Source organism: Enterococcus plantarum (genome assembly GCF_001730295.1).
Taxonomy (GTDB): domain Bacteria; phylum Bacillota; class Bacilli; order Lactobacillales; family Enterococcaceae; genus Enterococcus_L; species Enterococcus_L plantarum.
Map to the genome: position 1 here is coordinate 40,355 of NZ_MIKA01000009.1, position 15,697 is coordinate 56,051.

Below are 15,697 nucleotides of genomic sequence, written 5' to 3' on the forward strand. Positions count from 1 at the left end.
AAAAAAATAAAAATTTAACATCTGAATATATAAAAAACCACACAATTCACCTATCTAAGGCAGGTGAATTGTATAGTTCTTTGAATTTCATATTTTTCAACTAAGCATTAAATAAACTGCGTGTTGCGTCTCTAATTTTTTGTGCGACATAAGGATTATTCATCGTATACAAATGGATTCCATCTGCTCCTTGGGCAACTAAATCTACAATTTGATTAATGGCATAGGCAATTCCTGCATCACGAATAGCCTCTGGATTGTGCTCGTAGCGTTCCATCATTTTTAAAAATTTTGTTGGTAAGGTAACACTCGACATCTTTATCATACGCTCGATTTGCTTTCTATTCACTACAGGCATAATACCAGCTTGAATCGGCACATTGATATTGGCAATATCACACTTTTCTTTAAATGTATAAAAATAGTTATTATCAAAAAATAATTGTGTAATCAGCTGGTTAGCACCCGCATCAACTTTGCGTTTTAAGTTCCGAATATCTTCAACAGAACTCTCTGCATCTCCATGCGTTTCGGGATAGCAAGCACCGATAATATTAAAATCTCCTTGTTCTTGGATAAACGCGACCAGATCACTGGCATAGGAAAAATCTTTCTTGGGCTCTTTGTTTGGTAAAATATCGCCTCTTAAAGCTAAAATGTTTTCTACCTTTTTTTCTTTTAGTTCTTCCAAAATAATAAGAATCTCATCTTTTGAAAAATTCACAGCAGGCAAATGTGCCACACTTGGCAAAAATTGTTCCTCTTGTATTTTCTGAGCAATCTCTGCGGTACTCAAGTTTTCACCAGTTCCCCCCGCACCTAACGTCACACTGATAAAATCAGGTTGTTGTCCTTTCATACGATCCAATGTATGGTAAATCGTTTCAATGGGTGCTGTTCGTCTAGGCGGAAAAATTTCATAAGAAAAGACGGTCTTTTTTTTGAACAAGATATCCGTTCTCATCTAAATCCCTCCACGTACCTTTTTTGCCGCAAGTACTAAATTTTTCAAGCTGGATTCCGTTTCTAGTACTCCTCTTGTTTTCAAACCACAGTCAGGGTTGACCCAAACTTTTTCAGTCGGTAATTTATTGAGAATATTGTGAATGGTTTCTTCGATTTCTTCCACTGAAGGAACACGCGGAGAGTGAATATCATATACTCCTGGTCCAACTTGAGTTTGAAAGTCAATTGCTTTTAATGCATCTAAAATGTCTAAATTTGAACGAGAAGCTTCAAATGAAATAACGTCCGCATCCATATTATCGATATCCTGAATAATATCAGCAAATTCGCTATAACACATATGTGTATGAATTTGAGTTGTCGGCTGTACTTTGCTGTGAACGAGACGGAAAGCGGGAATCGCCCAATCTAGATATTCAGAGTGCCAATCTGTTTGACGTAATGGCAATTTTTCCCGCAGAGCTGCTTCATCGATTTGAATAATTTCAATTCCGTTAGCCTCTAAATCCAATACTTCTTCTTGAATCGCTAATGCTAACTGAAGCGTTGATTCTCTTAAGCTGATATCTTCACGAGGGAATGACCAATTCAAAATCGTTACAGGACCTGTCAACATTCCTTTCATCGGTTTGTCCGTTAAAGTTTGAGCATACTTAGAATAAGCAACTGTGATTGGATTTGAGCGTGAAACGTCCCCCCAGATGATTGGCGGTTTTACACAACGAGTTCCATACGATTGAACCCAAGCTTTTTCAGTAAACAAATAACCTGCTAAACTTTCACCAAAGTACTCAACCATGTCATTGCGTTCAAATTCACCGTGAACTAAAACATCCAACCCGATGTTTTCTTGAAAAGCGACACATTCCGCAATTTTTGCTTGGTTAAAAGCAGTATATTCAATTTCAGTAATTTCACCTTTTTTAAATTTCGCCCGATTTTGTTTGACTTCATTTGTTTGCGGGAATGAACCAATCGTCGTCGTCGGTAAAATGGGTAGTGTTAATTTATCCTTTTGAATCGCTGCACGATCCGCTAAGATGGGTAAACGAATAAAATCCTTCTCAGTTAATGATTCAACTTGCTGTGCTACTTGTTTATTTCTAGAAAAGCGTTCTTGCTCGAATAGCGCAGTGTTAGCATCCAACAGCTCTTGATTGTCTTTTTTATTCTCAACTATTTTCTTTAAATCAGTCAGTTCAGCTAATTTTTCTACAGCAAAAGCAAAATAATTTGTCACCTCTTCGGTCAATGCTGATTCATTGGCTAACGTAAACGGAACATGAAGCAGTGAACAAGATGTGTTTAACACACTATTGCCAAATGATTGTATTTTTTCAAGTAATGCCAACGTAGCTTGATAGTTGTTTTTCCAGATATTTTTCCCATTTACGACTCCTGCGAATAATATTTTATCTTCTGGAAATCCATGTTCCTCAAGTAAACTTAGTGTCTTCCTTCCTTCAACAAAATCTAAGCCGATTCCATCAAAAGGTAATTCAATCAATTCCTGATACGCATCTCGGACGTCTCCAAAATACGTTTGCACTACTATTTTTACGTTGCCTTTTTTCGCTAATAATTTTTGGTACAATTCTTTAAATTGTTTAACTTCAGCAGGTGATAGATCCAAAACTAAAGCTGGTTCATCGATTTGAAGCCATTCACCTCCTAGTTCTGTTAACTGATCAAAGATTTGTGCATAGGCAATAATCGCTGCTTCATAAAAATCATGTGCTTGTTTTGATCCGTGATACGTAGCTAATTTTAATAACGTAAAGGGACCTACTATAGTTGGACGAGTAATGATCCCTGCTTCTTTTGCTTCCTTAAAGTTGGTGAAAAGCTTATCTCCAACCAGCTTAAGTTCTGTCTCATCATCGAGTTCTGGGACCATATAATGATAATTAGTGTTGAACCATTTTTTCATGGCTAAAGCTGTAACATCACCCGCTTCTCCTTGATAGCCTCTAGCCAACGCAAAGTAAGTCTCTAAAGGGGATAATTGCAGCGCTTGATATTTTTCTGGTACGATATTCAGTAAGACTGCAGCATCTAATGTTGTATCAAAAAATGAAAAATCACCACTTGGAATAAAATCGATTCCCTGATCGACTAACAATTGCCAATGTTTGTTACGCAATTCTTTTCCTTTTGCTTCTAATTCGTCTGCTGAGATTTCTTTTCTAAAATATTTTTCTGTTGCAAATTTCAATTCTCTCAACTCTCCCACACGTGGAAACCCGATAATAGATGTTTTCATACTTTTCCTCCTATAAGGTATTGAATCTACTTTACCACGTGAAAGAAATATAGAATAACATTTATTTTCTATCAGTTTATATAGTTTAAAACTATACACTTGCGTTGCATCTTTCAAAAAAAATAAGCTGGGACATAACTCTACAGTCATATCTCAGCCTCAAGTAATCCGAGTAAACGGTAGGAGAATAAACAACTCTCTCTTATTTCTCGGAGTTAAGCATTGCTCTCCCATCCTTGTTCTATTTTACTGTTTTGATTGCTCCACTAAAAATTCTTTTGCTTCTTTATTCACCACTTTTAAGTCAACACCTTGTTTTGTTGCCGCAAACATACAGCCACAATAGCATTGACGATATACATCGTATTCTTTACACAACTCGATTGAACGCTTATATCCGTTATTCTTCTTGAAATCACTAGGCAAATAATTGGTTGCATAAAATTTTTGAATATCAATGCCAATTTCATTGATCAATTGGCTATTTTTTTTCGGAGAGAGTGTTAGTGCACTCCCAAAGTAATCATAGCCTAATTCTTGTGCTTTTTCCGCAACAATGTCTAAGCGCATTTGAAAACAAGCAGAGCATCTTTGTCCGCCTTCGGGTTCTTCTGTCAATTTATTTTCCTGCACCATCTGAATGAATTTATTTGGTTCGTAAGGTGCCGCTAAAAACTGAACTTGGTTATTGGTTTGCTCATTGAATTTCTCTACAAATTTTTGTTGCACGATTTCGCGGCGTTGATATTCTGCTCTTGGATGAATATTGGAGTTAGCGAAAAAAATCGTAACATTCGCATAGTTCGTTAGATACTCAAGCGAATAGGTACTGCACGGCGCACAACAGCTGTGAAGCAAAATAGTTGGACGAACCTCCAATTTTTCCCATTCTGCAATCACTTTTTGCAAAACACGATCATAATTGATTTTCTGATTCGGAGACATTTTCTCCGTTATTTCTGTTACATTTATCAATGAATTGCCTCCATATAATAAAACGTTATGTAAACCCGTTCGTTTTTTAATTTTTGTTTATTCGTTAAAAAGATTTGTGCATCTACGTCAATCATTTCTGATTTCACTTTCCTTAATCCTAGCTGAATAACGACTTTACGTCAATCATCTTTTTGGGTTTTCTCAACAAGTACAAAAATGGATAAAAACACACGGAGAATTTATTTTTTCTCCGTGTGTTACTATTGTTATTCGGCTGATTTTATTACCTTAAAGTAATCAATATGGGCATGCTCATAATCCATCACTTCAAAAGTAAAACGATCGATTTTTATTTGATCTCCTACAACAATTTGATTGTTTTTTTGCTCCACGATAAAGCCTGCTATCGTAGACATTTCAGAGTTTTCAAACAATGGTATTTTAACATTGAAATAGCGTTCAAAATCATCCAACGTGATTTTCCCTGAGACGATATAAGAATTATCTGCTTCTTTTGCAATCAACGCATTTTCTAAATCTGTTTCATCCCTGATATCTCCAACTAGCTCTTCTAAAATATCTTCAATCGTGACCATTCCTGTTGTTCCACCATATTCGTCTTTTAAAATCGCAATATGTTTTCCTTCTTTTCGCATCATCGTTAACAAACTTTTGATTGGGATAGTAGCCAAAGCAATGATTGGCTCCTCTACTAATTCGCCGACTTTTCTTTGATCGTTGATAAACGATTCTTTGATTAAGGCGGGCAACGTTACATACCCCAATACATTATCTTTCGATTCCTCAATGACTGGATAGCGAGTATGTCCTCTTTTCAAAGAGTGTTGAATAGCCTGCGCCACCGTTTCATCTGCTTCAAAAACCTCCATTGAGGTGCGATCGACCTGAATTTCTTTAGCAAGGGTATCATCGAATTCGAACACATTTTCCATATAATGATATTCCTCTTTAGTCAGTTCCCCTTTTTTATACGAATCAACGGCTACATATAACAATTCTTCCTGCGTCAATGTTTCTTCGCCTTCTGAAACTAATTTTATCCCTAATATTTTCCCAAGCTTCGCTGCAGAATGGTTCAACAACCAAATAAAAGGATACATCACTTTATAAAAATAATGCAGAGGTTTTACAATGGCTAAAACAACCTTTTCAGTTTGGGCAATACTGTAACTTTTTGGCAGTAACTCACCGACCACAACATCCACATATGTGACAATTGCAAATCCTAAAATCACTGAGACCGTCCGACTAAGCGCAGCGCTGACTGGTAAATTTCCTATCAGCGGATGCAACAATGTCGCTACCGAACCTTCGCCAACCCACCCAATAATCAATCCTGTTAAAGTTATACCTAATTGACTGGCAGATAAATAAGCATCCAAATGATGTGTCACATGGATCGCCAACTCAGCATTTTTGACATTTTCTTTTTTCAATTGTTCTAATCTAGACATACGAATTTTTACTAGAGCAAACTCACTCGCGACAAAAAAAGCCGTAATCGCAATCATTAAAAATAATATAAAAAAATTTATTGCAAGCATCTTTTACACCTCATTTTTATTCTCTTTACTTATTATACTTGTCCTTTAAAAATAGCGCGAATAGGAACTATCGAATGAAAAAAGGCAGAGAAAAAAGCATTTAGCTCCGACAATTTCGACTTTTATTCGAAAGAGCTACTTTTTTCTCGCCGTTTAATTTAGGCTATTTTTATTTAGGATAACCCTTTTCGTTCCCTTAATCTAGTCTTCCGCGTATCACCAATAATCAACGGAACAGATTCATATTTTACTTCACTATATTCCAAACCAAACCAGTTTTCTGGCGTTGTCGTTCTTTTTTTGATTGCCAATTTTAATTGCATGATTTGACGGTCCCATTTCTTTAACTCCGTCACTTTAGATAGCTCTTCACGAATAATAATAAACTGGAAATCTCCGACTTCACGACCTGGTGTCAATGAATACTTCTGTGGTTGTTTAGGTAAACGACCTTCTTTCATTAAATCGTGAACGATTTGTCGAATATAAACATTGACCTCTTGCGCCACATGGAAACCAAGGTAAAGCTGTACTTGCACAATAAAATCTGTACCCATCATATCCACAGAATACTCCTTCGTAAACGGTTCGTCGGTTACTTCAACATTTACAAACCAATAGACATTTGCTCTTTTTGGTTGTTTATCTAAAATTGAATAGATGATTTGTCGTCCAATCTCGTCCCCAATCGTATCTGGTGTCATGAAAACAACATTTGTTTGAGATTTCGGAACGCTTGTATCGTCTTTTAATTGCCGTAATTGTTCAACATATTGTTTAAGCGGAACGGTATCCGATGTTTTCTCTTTGATAATATTGCCACATTCCCATATCGTCATTACCGCTAAGATCAACAACGCGATTCCGACAGCAACATAACCACCATGGAAGAATTTCGCAATACTTGAGACAAAGAAAATCGATTCGATACTTCCAAAGAATAAGGTAACCAGATAGGCAACCCATTTTGGTACACCTTTTTGTAGTAAATAAAACATCAATAAAATAGTTGTCATCAGCATCGTTACAGTGATTGAAAGACCATACGCTGCTTCCATATGCGTAGAGGTTCTAAACGTGATCACGATCAATGAACAGACAATCCATAGCATCATATTGACTGCTGGAATATACATTTGACCAATATTCGCACCTGGATAAATAATTTTCAATCTTGGAAACAACTTTAATTTAATTGCTTCTGAAACTAAAGTAAATGAACCTGAAATTAAGGCCTGTGATGCAATTACTGCTGCCACTGTAGCAAAAACAACACCGATAAACATAATACTATTTGGCATCATTTGGAAAAATGGGTTTAGGTTTTCAATCGCTAAAATAGATGGATCATTTTTTGCGTTCAAGATCCACGCTGCTTGTCCTAAATAGTTTAAAATCAAACAAATTTTGATATACGGCCAACTTGCACGTATATTGTGTTTACCAACATGTCCTAAGTCAGAATACAGTGCTTCTGCACCTGTTGTGGCTAAAAATACATTTCCTAAAACAAAGATCCCTAGTTTATTTTCAGGACTAAAAAGCAGATGGATTGCATAGTATGGATTCAACGCACGAAGAACGGTCCAATCTTGCCCAAAATTGAGTAACCCCATGACACCTAAAAATGTAAACCATGCAAACATAATCGGCCCAAAAGCTTTTCCAACCGCATCCGTTCCGAAACGCTGAACAGAAAATAAGATAAGAATAATAACTAAGGTAATCATCACGATAATGTTTTGATTGCTCCCGAACCGATCAAAGAAAACTGGTATTCCCCGCAATCCTTCAATTGCAGTAGTCACCGTTACCGCAGGTGTCAATACGCCATCGGCTAATAACGCTGCACCACCAATCATGGCTGGAATAATCAAGTATTTTCCTTTTTTGCGCACAAGCGTGTATAAAGAGAAAATCCCCCCTTCACCATGGTTGTCCGCATTCAAAGCAATCACAACATATTTGATTGTTGTTAAAATCGTTAATGTCCAAAAGATTAATGATACCGCACCAATAATGAAATTCTCTGAAACATTTTGAAGACCACCATTGTCTCCCACGATCGCTTTCATCACATAAAGCGGACTTGTTCCGATATCTCCATAAACGACACCCATCGCTACTAAAAGACCAGCAGCCGTCAATTTCTGATGATGCGAAACTTTTGACTTCTCTACCACAAGATTCTCCTCCAATTTAAAAGCTAGGCAGGCTTGTATAACTCTGACAGTAGAATAGAGACCTTTATGTGTGACATTTTTTATCACTAAAAGGGTTCGTTCTCTTTCCCAAGAGTTAGCTTGCGAAGCTAGATGTTGTTAAAAGCCAAAGTATTTATTCAGCTTCAGCATGAAAACACAGTACCAAAATTTCCATTTTTAAATAAAACAAGAGACCTAAGTGAAACGACACTTGGCCCTTACACTTAGGTCTCGCAATTTCATTCTTAGACCAGTGTTTTCACACTTGCTGTTGATCTAAAAACATAGATAAACTATGTTGCTACTCCCCTAAGATTTTTATTTGGGCATCCAAATAAAAATATCGGTTGTTTAGTTATAATTAATTTAAAAAAACATCGCTAAAAAATCAAAACAACTGATTTTGATAACAACTATAATACTCCTTTACCATTTTAGCAAGCCTTTTATGTAAATAATTTCAATAGTCTTTTCACAGCGCCCTTTCACATAATTAAATATTTACAAAAAAAACGCCTGAAGTACTAAATTCTATTAAGGAATCAGTACATCAAGCGTTGCAGTTATTCTATTTTTATTCAGTTTCTTCTTCTGGTGAATAATGGAATTTGATCATCTCATTTACAAAAATTGGCACGATCGATAAGCCCATTACTAATAACCAGTGATTCATTCCAATTGGAACTAATCCGAACAGATCTTGTGTGAATGGTAATAAAGCAATAACTGTCGTAATAATAACAGCCAACACAGCCATTTCAAACAGTGATTTATTCGTTGATAATTTTACTCTAAAAATCGATTCTGTACTTCTAACATTAAAGACATGTAAAATCGATGAATAAGCTAAAATCAAGAATGCAACAGTTTGACCAATTTCATGACTTGCTTCGAAAAAGTATGACACTGAATCAACATTTGCACCTAAGTAAAAACCAAACAAGGTGATCACCGTGAAGACAAACGCATTGATCCCAATTTTCTGCCATAAACCACGGGCAAATATTCCTTCATTTCTTGGAATTGGCGCTTCATCCATGATCCCTTTTTCAGCTGGCTCTTTCCCTAAAGCAAACCCTGGAAGACCATCTGCCACAACGTTAACAAATAATAATTGAACCGCCGTAAATGGTGCACCCCAGCCTAATAGCATCGCGATCAATACAATGAATATTTCTGAGATATTACAGCTCAGTAAAAAGTTTACCGCTTTACGAATATTTCGATAGACGGCCCGGCCTTGCCCTACTGCATCAACGATGGTTGCAAAATTATCATCCGTTAAAATCATATCCGCAGCTCCTTGAGCGACATCCGTTCCTGTAATACCCATGGCACATCCAACATCACTTGCTTTTAGAGCTGGTGCATCGTTGACTCCATCACCCGTCATAGCAACAACTGCTCCTGTACGTTGCCAAGACTTAACAATACGAATTTTATCCTCTGGTGTTACTCGAGCATAAACAGAAAGTGATTTCACTCGTGAATCTAGTTCTTCATCAGACATTTTTTGCAACTCTGATCCTGTCAAAGCTTCACTCTTATCTGTTAAAATCCCCAATTCTTTCGCAATCGCTCCTGCTGTTACTACATGGTCCCCTGTGATCATAACTGTTTTGATCCCAGCCTTTTTAGCTCTAGCAATAGCACCTTTACTTTCCGGTCTCGGCGGATCGATCATACCGATCAATCCTAACAGTCGCAGATTCTTCTCTAAAGCCTCTGAAGTGATTTCAGTTGGTTCTTCATCATAGATTGCATAACCAACTGCAATAACGCGTAATGCCCGTTTTCCAAATCGGTCGTTCACTACAGCTGCTTGATCTAAATCGCCAAAACGGAAACGTGTCAATAAAACATCAAACGCACCTTTGGTTACAGAGATATATTTTTTCCCCATTTTATGGACTGTTGTCATCATTTTACGCTCTGAATCAAATGGAATTTCACCGATTCTTGGGTATTTTTCTTCTAATTCAGCTTTTGTATGATAATTTTCTTCCACTGCGCGTACAATTGCAGCCTCCGTTGGATTCCCTTGGATAACCAAGTCGTCTCCTTCTTTGTCCACAATAACATCCGTACATAAAGAAGCCATTTTTAAAACTTCCATCGCTTCATCTGTCATTGCATCTTCGGTATCCGTTACTTCGTCTCCACGAGACCAGACACGTCTAACACGCATTTTATTTTGTGTTAACGTTCCTGTTTTGTCAGAACAAATAACGTTTGCAGTTCCAAGTGTTTCAACAGCTGGCAAACGGCGAATGATTGCATGTTTTTTAGCCATTTTCTGCACACCATAAGCGAGTGTTAATGTTACAATCACCATCAATGTTTCAGGTACCGCTGCTACTGCTAGCGATACTGCTGTCATGAACATTTCCAACATTGGCTCACCTTGTAATTCACCAATGATAAACACTAATGCTGCAGCACCTAACGCAATGAAACTGATACGCTTACCTAACTGATTCAAACGTTTTTGTAACGGTGTCTGCTGTGTCACGTCATCGTTCAATAATCCAGCGATTTTTCCCATTTCAGTTTGCATACCAGTTGCTGTAACGATTGCTCGACCACGACCGTTTGAAACCGTACAACCTTTAAATACCATATTGATTTGATCCCCGATTGGTGCATCAGATTTCCCTATGTACTCTGAATCTTTTTCAATAGGTTCACTTTCCCCGGTAAGGGCAGATTCTTCCACTCTAAGTTGCGATGCTTGAATCAAACGAGCATCTGCTGTAATCATCGAGCCTGATTCTAGTACAAGTATATCGCCAACAACAACATCTTCTGCATCGATGGTCTCTACTTTGCCATCACGTAAAACAGAACTGCTTTGCTTATTCATATCCTGCAATGCTGCTAACGATTTTTCAGCATTTCCTTCTTGAACAATGGCCAATACCGCATTGATGATCACAATTGCGATAATCAGAATCCCTTCAAAATAATCTCCATGATCCGTAGCAATTGCTGTATAAAACGAAATAGCTGCTGCAACTAATAAAATCATTGTGGTGAAATCAGATAAACTGTGAAGAAACTTTTTCAGGATCGATTCTTTTTTAGCTTCCTGAAACTTATTAGCGCCATGTTCATTAAGGCGTCTCTTTACCTCTTGTTCCGTCAATCCTTGCTCTTTATTTGTGTTCACTTCTTTGATAATTGTCTCGATAGGTTGTTTGTATGCTTCCATCCTATCCCCCCATTCTTATTTTTTCCTTCTATTAATATAGTATCTACATTCACTATACCATGTTTTTTTTTCAAACTTCAATAAATATGGCTAATTTTTTATTTTTTCTTCACACTTTTTTTGATTAGTCACTCAGCCATTAAATAATTAGAGAAAGTGAAAAATAAAATTCTTTTATTTGAAAACGCTTTCTTTTTGTGTTATTATACTTGTAGAAGGAAGGAGGATTAATCAGTTGGATTGAAGAATTTCTCGAAGCACGAAACGAATAAACACAAAATTGTTAGCAGAACAGGATTCACCTTTCAAAACAGTGTGTCTATGTAGAGTATAAAAATCATAAAAACATCTTTACAAATAGTGAGTATGTGTAAAAGGTTGGATGATTCATCCAAATAAATCAAAAAACACATATAAAGATTGTTTAATCAAAAAAAAATTTAAGCAACGAAATGTAGAAAATGTAATGAAGACAAGATTTGGTTTATGAACAAGAAATTCAACTAATTACTTTGCATGTATAACGAAAAGTAAAAAAAACTCATTCGATACACTGATTCCTTCCAGAAACGAAAGCCAGGCTAATCGAGAAGCTTGGCTTTTTTCTCTATATTTTATCTGCATGATATTTGTAAGTGAAAGTAAGATATGGTATATTGACTATGCGCTTTTTATTTAATACATAAATTAGACTATTGGAGGGATTTGCAATGCCAAAAAAGAAGAACTCATCTTTTGAGAGTTCCATTCACGTCTACAGAGCCATGAAACGCATGACCCAACAGGAACTTGCTGACAAAGTGGGAGTATCTAGACAAACAATTATTCAACTAGAAAGAAATAGATACAATCCTTCCCTTTTACTGGCTCACGACATAGCAGACGTTTTCGAAGTGCCGATTGAACAGATTTTCACTTTCAAGAAATTAACCGAAGACGAGCAAACAGACGAAGAAACCGACTAACGGAAGGAAAGGATAAATTATGACTGAATCACTTAAATCTTTTTTTGATAACTTGCCTGTCAATCACTGGTCTAGCCTAGTGGTTATTGCACTATCCATTGTGTTTATCGTATATTCTGTTTACTTTTTCTTTAGTAAAGAAGGAAAAGACGAACGTGGAAAGAAAATTATTTCAGCAGCAAGTTTTATTTCTTTTATTATCACTTTAATTATACTATTTGCTTTAAGTAACTTATTCTACGATATTGCATCGTACAATGAATTAGCATATTCATGGATTTTGAATTTTGCTGTATTAATTATATCTGGTACTGAAGCTATTTGTATTATGATTTTAAAGAAATCAATTTAATAGATAAAAAAAAGAACTAACAAGAGTTAGTTCTTTTTTTATCTATTCATGTTTATGGCCAACAAACTAACCGAGACCAACCGCCCACAGTATTTGCAACGATTGTTTCTGATCTATCCATAGTATCTTCAGAGTTCTTACTTCTTTCAAACGAAGCTCCTACTACTACATCAACTTTTTTGGAATCTTTTGTAGTTTCCATTTTTTCAATAGATAATTTTCTCATGATAATATTCCTCCCCTTACTTCAATACATAAATTATAAAACGTTCTCACGAATAAGTAAAGTTCTTTTTTCAGATTGTTTCACTTAACGAATAACAAGGAATGAACATTGAACGAGTCATACGCTCTTAACAATTGAAACCCTATCCCTGCTAAGCCGCAAAAAAGACCAATGGGAATGCATTCTGGATCAGATTTTAATTTAATGACATTACCCATTAATAAATTAATATCATTTAAATAATTATCGTTATTTCCAAAATTTCCATGGCATAAACAATCATCCTCTACATTTTCAAGAATTTCCTTCGTAAAAGTGATGTTCAATACTTTTCCTACTTCCATAATGCCCAATGTTCCTCGACACCATGATTTAGTTACAATTATGTCTTTTTCAAGCCTTTCTTCAAACTTCTCTTGATACCAAGCTAGTTTTTCTTTTGTCTTCTTGTCATTAAGAACTTGGTCTGCTCTACTCAAACCATAACATACTCCCGCATAACCATGAGCAAAGCTATTGTCATCCATCTCGTCACAAGTCACTGCTTGTACATATTTTACAAGTAGTTCGTAGGCTTTTTGCTCCTGGAATGTTTGATAGACCGCTGCTAAAACTGTTAATAAGCTAGCTTTACCATAAATCCATTCATTCCATTTATTTTGTTCTTCTATCTGAGACTTTTCTAACGTTGCTAAGCTATTTTCCATGTATAAACGATGCTTGTCATCCTTGAGCAGTCTTGTCACATAAAATGCAACGGTCAGACGCATTCCATCATCGAAGAAAGCACTTTGGTAAGTCTTTGATTCGTTTTCAATTAGAAAAATTTCTTTTTCCAATAAATCAATCATCTCTTGGTAGCTCTTTTTTGGAACAAAGTAGTTCAAATATACTAAAAACAGGTACATGCCCCCGCTGCCTTCATAAAGGTCTGTTCCAGGATACACGATTCCTATCTCATCATCCGATTCTGGAAAAACAGACATCCAAGTTACATCGCCATATTCTGGATCTATCATCATTTGATCAACGATTTTATCACCAATATCGGCCGCTTTTTGTAATAATGAGGAGTCAATTGAACCGTTTTCTGTTGGAATCACTATTTCTTGCGTATTATATTCTAGAGTACCTAGACTTTCCTTTAGTAACAGATACGAAAAATGACTGGTTTTCTCTGTTATCTGCTCCATATGCTTTACCGTATCTTCTAACGGGGTCTGTATTAATAAATGCTCTAGCTCATGACCGTTTATGCCAATCGTTGTTGATGAGGTGTTAGCTGTCACTAAAGGCACATCATGATCTAACATCGCGTTTATTTCGAAAGGAATCAATGGTTCTGGAACAATTTTGCTCCTCCATAGACTTTCAATGACCTTTTCACGTTCAATATAATTAGACATACAATCTGTGTGTAAAGTAAAATTCAATAAATTCCCATACTGTTGTGTATCTCTGTATATGAGTCGGATCGTTGTATTTGCTAATAATGTTTTGACTTGTTCAATAAATTTAGCTTTGTTTTTTAGTAATAGTTGATTCATTTTTTCAAACGACGTTTGGATCACCTGACGGTAAAGTAGATAATCAACTTCTTTTCCAGCTAGACGCGGAATATTCTGGGCGCCGTCCATATAGGCTTCTTCTAATTGAAAAGCAATATCGCTAGAACGATCATTTCTCAATCTTCTGACCTTTTTTGGTAATTTTTGCTTGGTACCAGATAACGCGTCCATTTCCAATTCACGTTTCCATTGTTTTTTTTGCGGTAGTAAACCTGATACAAGTACAGATTGTTTTTCTATTCGCGTTTGTTTCGATATTGGTTGAGTCAAGCTGAACATTTCAGGCCGAATCAACGTCTCAACATCGATCAACACAGGATGTGGCCCATGAGCAATCACGTTTTCCATATGTAAATCCGTTGCCCCTAACCAATAGACGATTGCCAGTAACTGGCCATACTCTTGATAAAAATCAGTCACATTCCCTTCATTTTTACATTCCTGATATGCGACTTTTTCCTCAATGGTAAATGTCGGGCGAATGATTCGCTTGATTTTATAAAAGGACAACGTTGAATCTAAGCTTTCAAGATAGGTCAATAAAGCATTAAAACGCTCTCCTATTTCTAGATTCTTAAACTTAAAAATCAGCGGTGTATCTTGCACTTGAAACTGGATCACTGTTCTCCCACGATTATGACTATCTCCTTGTCCGAGTTCAATTTTAGTGAGTTCCATAGGCGTAGAGATAGCAAACGTTTCAGTTAAAGAGTCTGATGAAGCGTTTACAGAAGAGATAAACTCCTCGATTACTTCACACGCAAAAGTCAACCTGACCGCAAGAATTCTAGCCAGTGTAGGATATTCTCCAAAAAAAAGATAGGTTCGTTCCTTATCACCAAGAAATTCTTCGATGTATTTAGTGAACTCAGCTTCTTTAGATTCAGCTTGAAGCTGATATTCTTCAATCATCTGATGGACATCCCAGACTAATGTTTTTTGCGCAATAAAAAAGAACTCATTGGATAATTGATCGACTAGCTCTGTCACTACTTTTTCTGGTATGTGAAGCGACGGAAATTTTTGTAAAATAGTTCGGATATGTTCTTCGTAATAATACAAATGAAAACGCAATGCAGTGACTAATGTCATTTCTTTTATTGGGATTTCAACTGAAAATAGCTGTCTGTGAAGTTGGAACCACTCACTTTTTTCAACAGTCGGCATTAATAATGTCGCACGTTCTTCAGTAAAAGGTAATAGTCCCATGCCAAACGTTCGTTTATCTACATGATAATGTTGAACTATTTTATCATAATCGGCTATTTTCAATAAACTTTTACGTGCTTGCCACTGTCTTAAATAATCCTCGGATTCTACATCCAAGTCTTTCCAACACTGGATTCTTTCTGATATTGTTGTAGCGTAACTATAGGTTAATTCTTCCATCAGCGATCCCTCTCCTTTGACATTTTCTGTCTTCTTTATAATCATAATAAAA

Annotated in this window: 10 protein-coding genes; 2 read left to right on the plus strand and 8 right to left on the minus strand. The window is 36.3% G+C overall.

All coding sequences use genetic code 11. The features are described 5' to 3' along the window. Positions 1 to 100: 100 nt before the first annotated feature. The 6 genes from metF to BCR22_RS04820 form a co-directional block, all read right to left on the minus strand. Positions 101 to 964, minus strand: a complete 864-nt coding sequence (gene metF / locus BCR22_RS04795; protein WP_069653845.1) for a methylenetetrahydrofolate reductase [NAD(P)H] — start codon at positions 962 to 964, stop codon at positions 101 to 103. Then, the gene (gene metE / locus BCR22_RS04800; RefSeq protein ID WP_069653846.1) at positions 965 to 3,229 is read right to left on the minus strand and encodes a 5-methyltetrahydropteroyltriglutamate--homocysteine S-methyltransferase; all 2,265 of its coding nucleotides are present in this window, start codon (positions 3,227 to 3,229) and stop codon (positions 965 to 967) included. It lies immediately after the preceding gene. 246 nt (positions 3,230 to 3,475) lie between these two features. Then, positions 3,476 to 4,204 carry an epoxyqueuosine reductase QueH gene (locus BCR22_RS04805; protein WP_069653847.1) on the minus strand — a complete coding sequence of 243 codons (729 nt, stop codon included), beginning with the start codon at positions 4,202 to 4,204 and terminating at the stop codon, positions 3,476 to 3,478. 227 nt (positions 4,205 to 4,431) lie between these two features. Then, entirely contained in the window at positions 4,432 to 5,730 is a 1,299-nt protein-coding gene (locus tag BCR22_RS04810) for a hemolysin family protein (protein WP_069653848.1), read from the minus strand. Between the two features lie 173 nt (positions 5,731 to 5,903). Further along, entirely contained in the window at positions 5,904 to 7,850 is a 1,947-nt protein-coding gene (locus BCR22_RS04815) for a KUP/HAK/KT family potassium transporter (protein ID WP_167351505.1), read from the minus strand. 658 nt (positions 7,851 to 8,508) lie between these two features. Beyond that, the gene (locus tag BCR22_RS04820) at positions 8,509 to 11,145 is read right to left on the minus strand and encodes a calcium-translocating P-type ATPase, PMCA-type (protein WP_069653850.1); all 2,637 of its coding nucleotides are present in this window, start codon (positions 11,143 to 11,145) and stop codon (positions 8,509 to 8,511) included. 710 nt (positions 11,146 to 11,855) lie between these two features. Here BCR22_RS04820 and BCR22_RS04825 point away from each other — a divergent pair. Further along, a complete protein-coding gene (locus BCR22_RS04825; RefSeq protein ID WP_069653851.1) occupies positions 11,856 to 12,110 on the plus strand; it encodes a helix-turn-helix transcriptional regulator in 255 nt (84 codons plus the stop codon). A gap of 19 nt (positions 12,111 to 12,129) precedes the next feature. Next, positions 12,130 to 12,462 carry a hypothetical protein gene (locus tag BCR22_RS04830; protein ID WP_069653852.1) on the plus strand — a complete coding sequence of 111 codons (333 nt, stop codon included), beginning with the start codon at positions 12,130 to 12,132 and terminating at the stop codon, positions 12,460 to 12,462. Positions 12,463 to 12,514: 52 nt separating this feature from the next. Here the strand turns inward: BCR22_RS04830 and BCR22_RS15370 are convergent, their stop codons facing one another. Both BCR22_RS15370 and lanM read right to left on the minus strand, forming a co-directional pair. After that, positions 12,515 to 12,688, minus strand: a complete 174-nt coding sequence (locus BCR22_RS15370; RefSeq protein WP_167351504.1) for a hypothetical protein — start codon at positions 12,686 to 12,688, stop codon at positions 12,515 to 12,517. 80 nt (positions 12,689 to 12,768) lie between these two features. Next, a complete protein-coding gene (gene lanM / locus BCR22_RS04835) occupies positions 12,769 to 15,645 on the minus strand; it encodes a type 2 lanthipeptide synthetase LanM (RefSeq protein WP_240485853.1) in 2,877 nt (958 codons plus the stop codon). Between the last annotated feature and the right edge of the window lie 52 nt (positions 15,646 to 15,697).

Bases quoted from the DNA above. Each gene is read 5' to 3' on its own strand.
- metE (WP_069653846.1), bottom strand. From the start codon at position 3,229: ATGAAAACATCTATTATCGGGTTTCCACGTGTGGGAGAGTTGAGAGAA.
- metF (WP_069653845.1), bottom strand. From the start codon at position 964: ATGAGAACGGATATCTTGTTCAAAAAAAAGACCGTCTTTTCTTATGAA.
- BCR22_RS15370 (WP_167351504.1), bottom strand. From the start codon at position 12,688: ATGAGAAAATTATCTATTGAAAAAATGGAAACTACAAAAGATTCCAAA.
- lanM (WP_240485853.1), bottom strand. From the start codon at position 15,645: ATGGAAGAATTAACCTATAGTTACGCTACAACAATATCAGAAAGAATC.
- BCR22_RS04820 (WP_069653850.1), bottom strand. From the start codon at position 11,145: ATGGAAGCATACAAACAACCTATCGAGACAATTATCAAAGAAGTGAAC.
- BCR22_RS04815 (WP_167351505.1), bottom strand. From the start codon at position 7,850: ATGGGTGTCGTTTATGGAGATATCGGAACAAGTCCGCTTTATGTGATG.
- BCR22_RS04830 (WP_069653852.1), top strand. From the start codon at position 12,130: ATGACTGAATCACTTAAATCTTTTTTTGATAACTTGCCTGTCAATCAC.
- BCR22_RS04825 (WP_069653851.1), top strand. From the start codon at position 11,856: ATGCCAAAAAAGAAGAACTCATCTTTTGAGAGTTCCATTCACGTCTAC.
- BCR22_RS04810 (WP_069653848.1), bottom strand. From the start codon at position 5,730: ATGCTTGCAATAAATTTTTTTATATTATTTTTAATGATTGCGATTACG.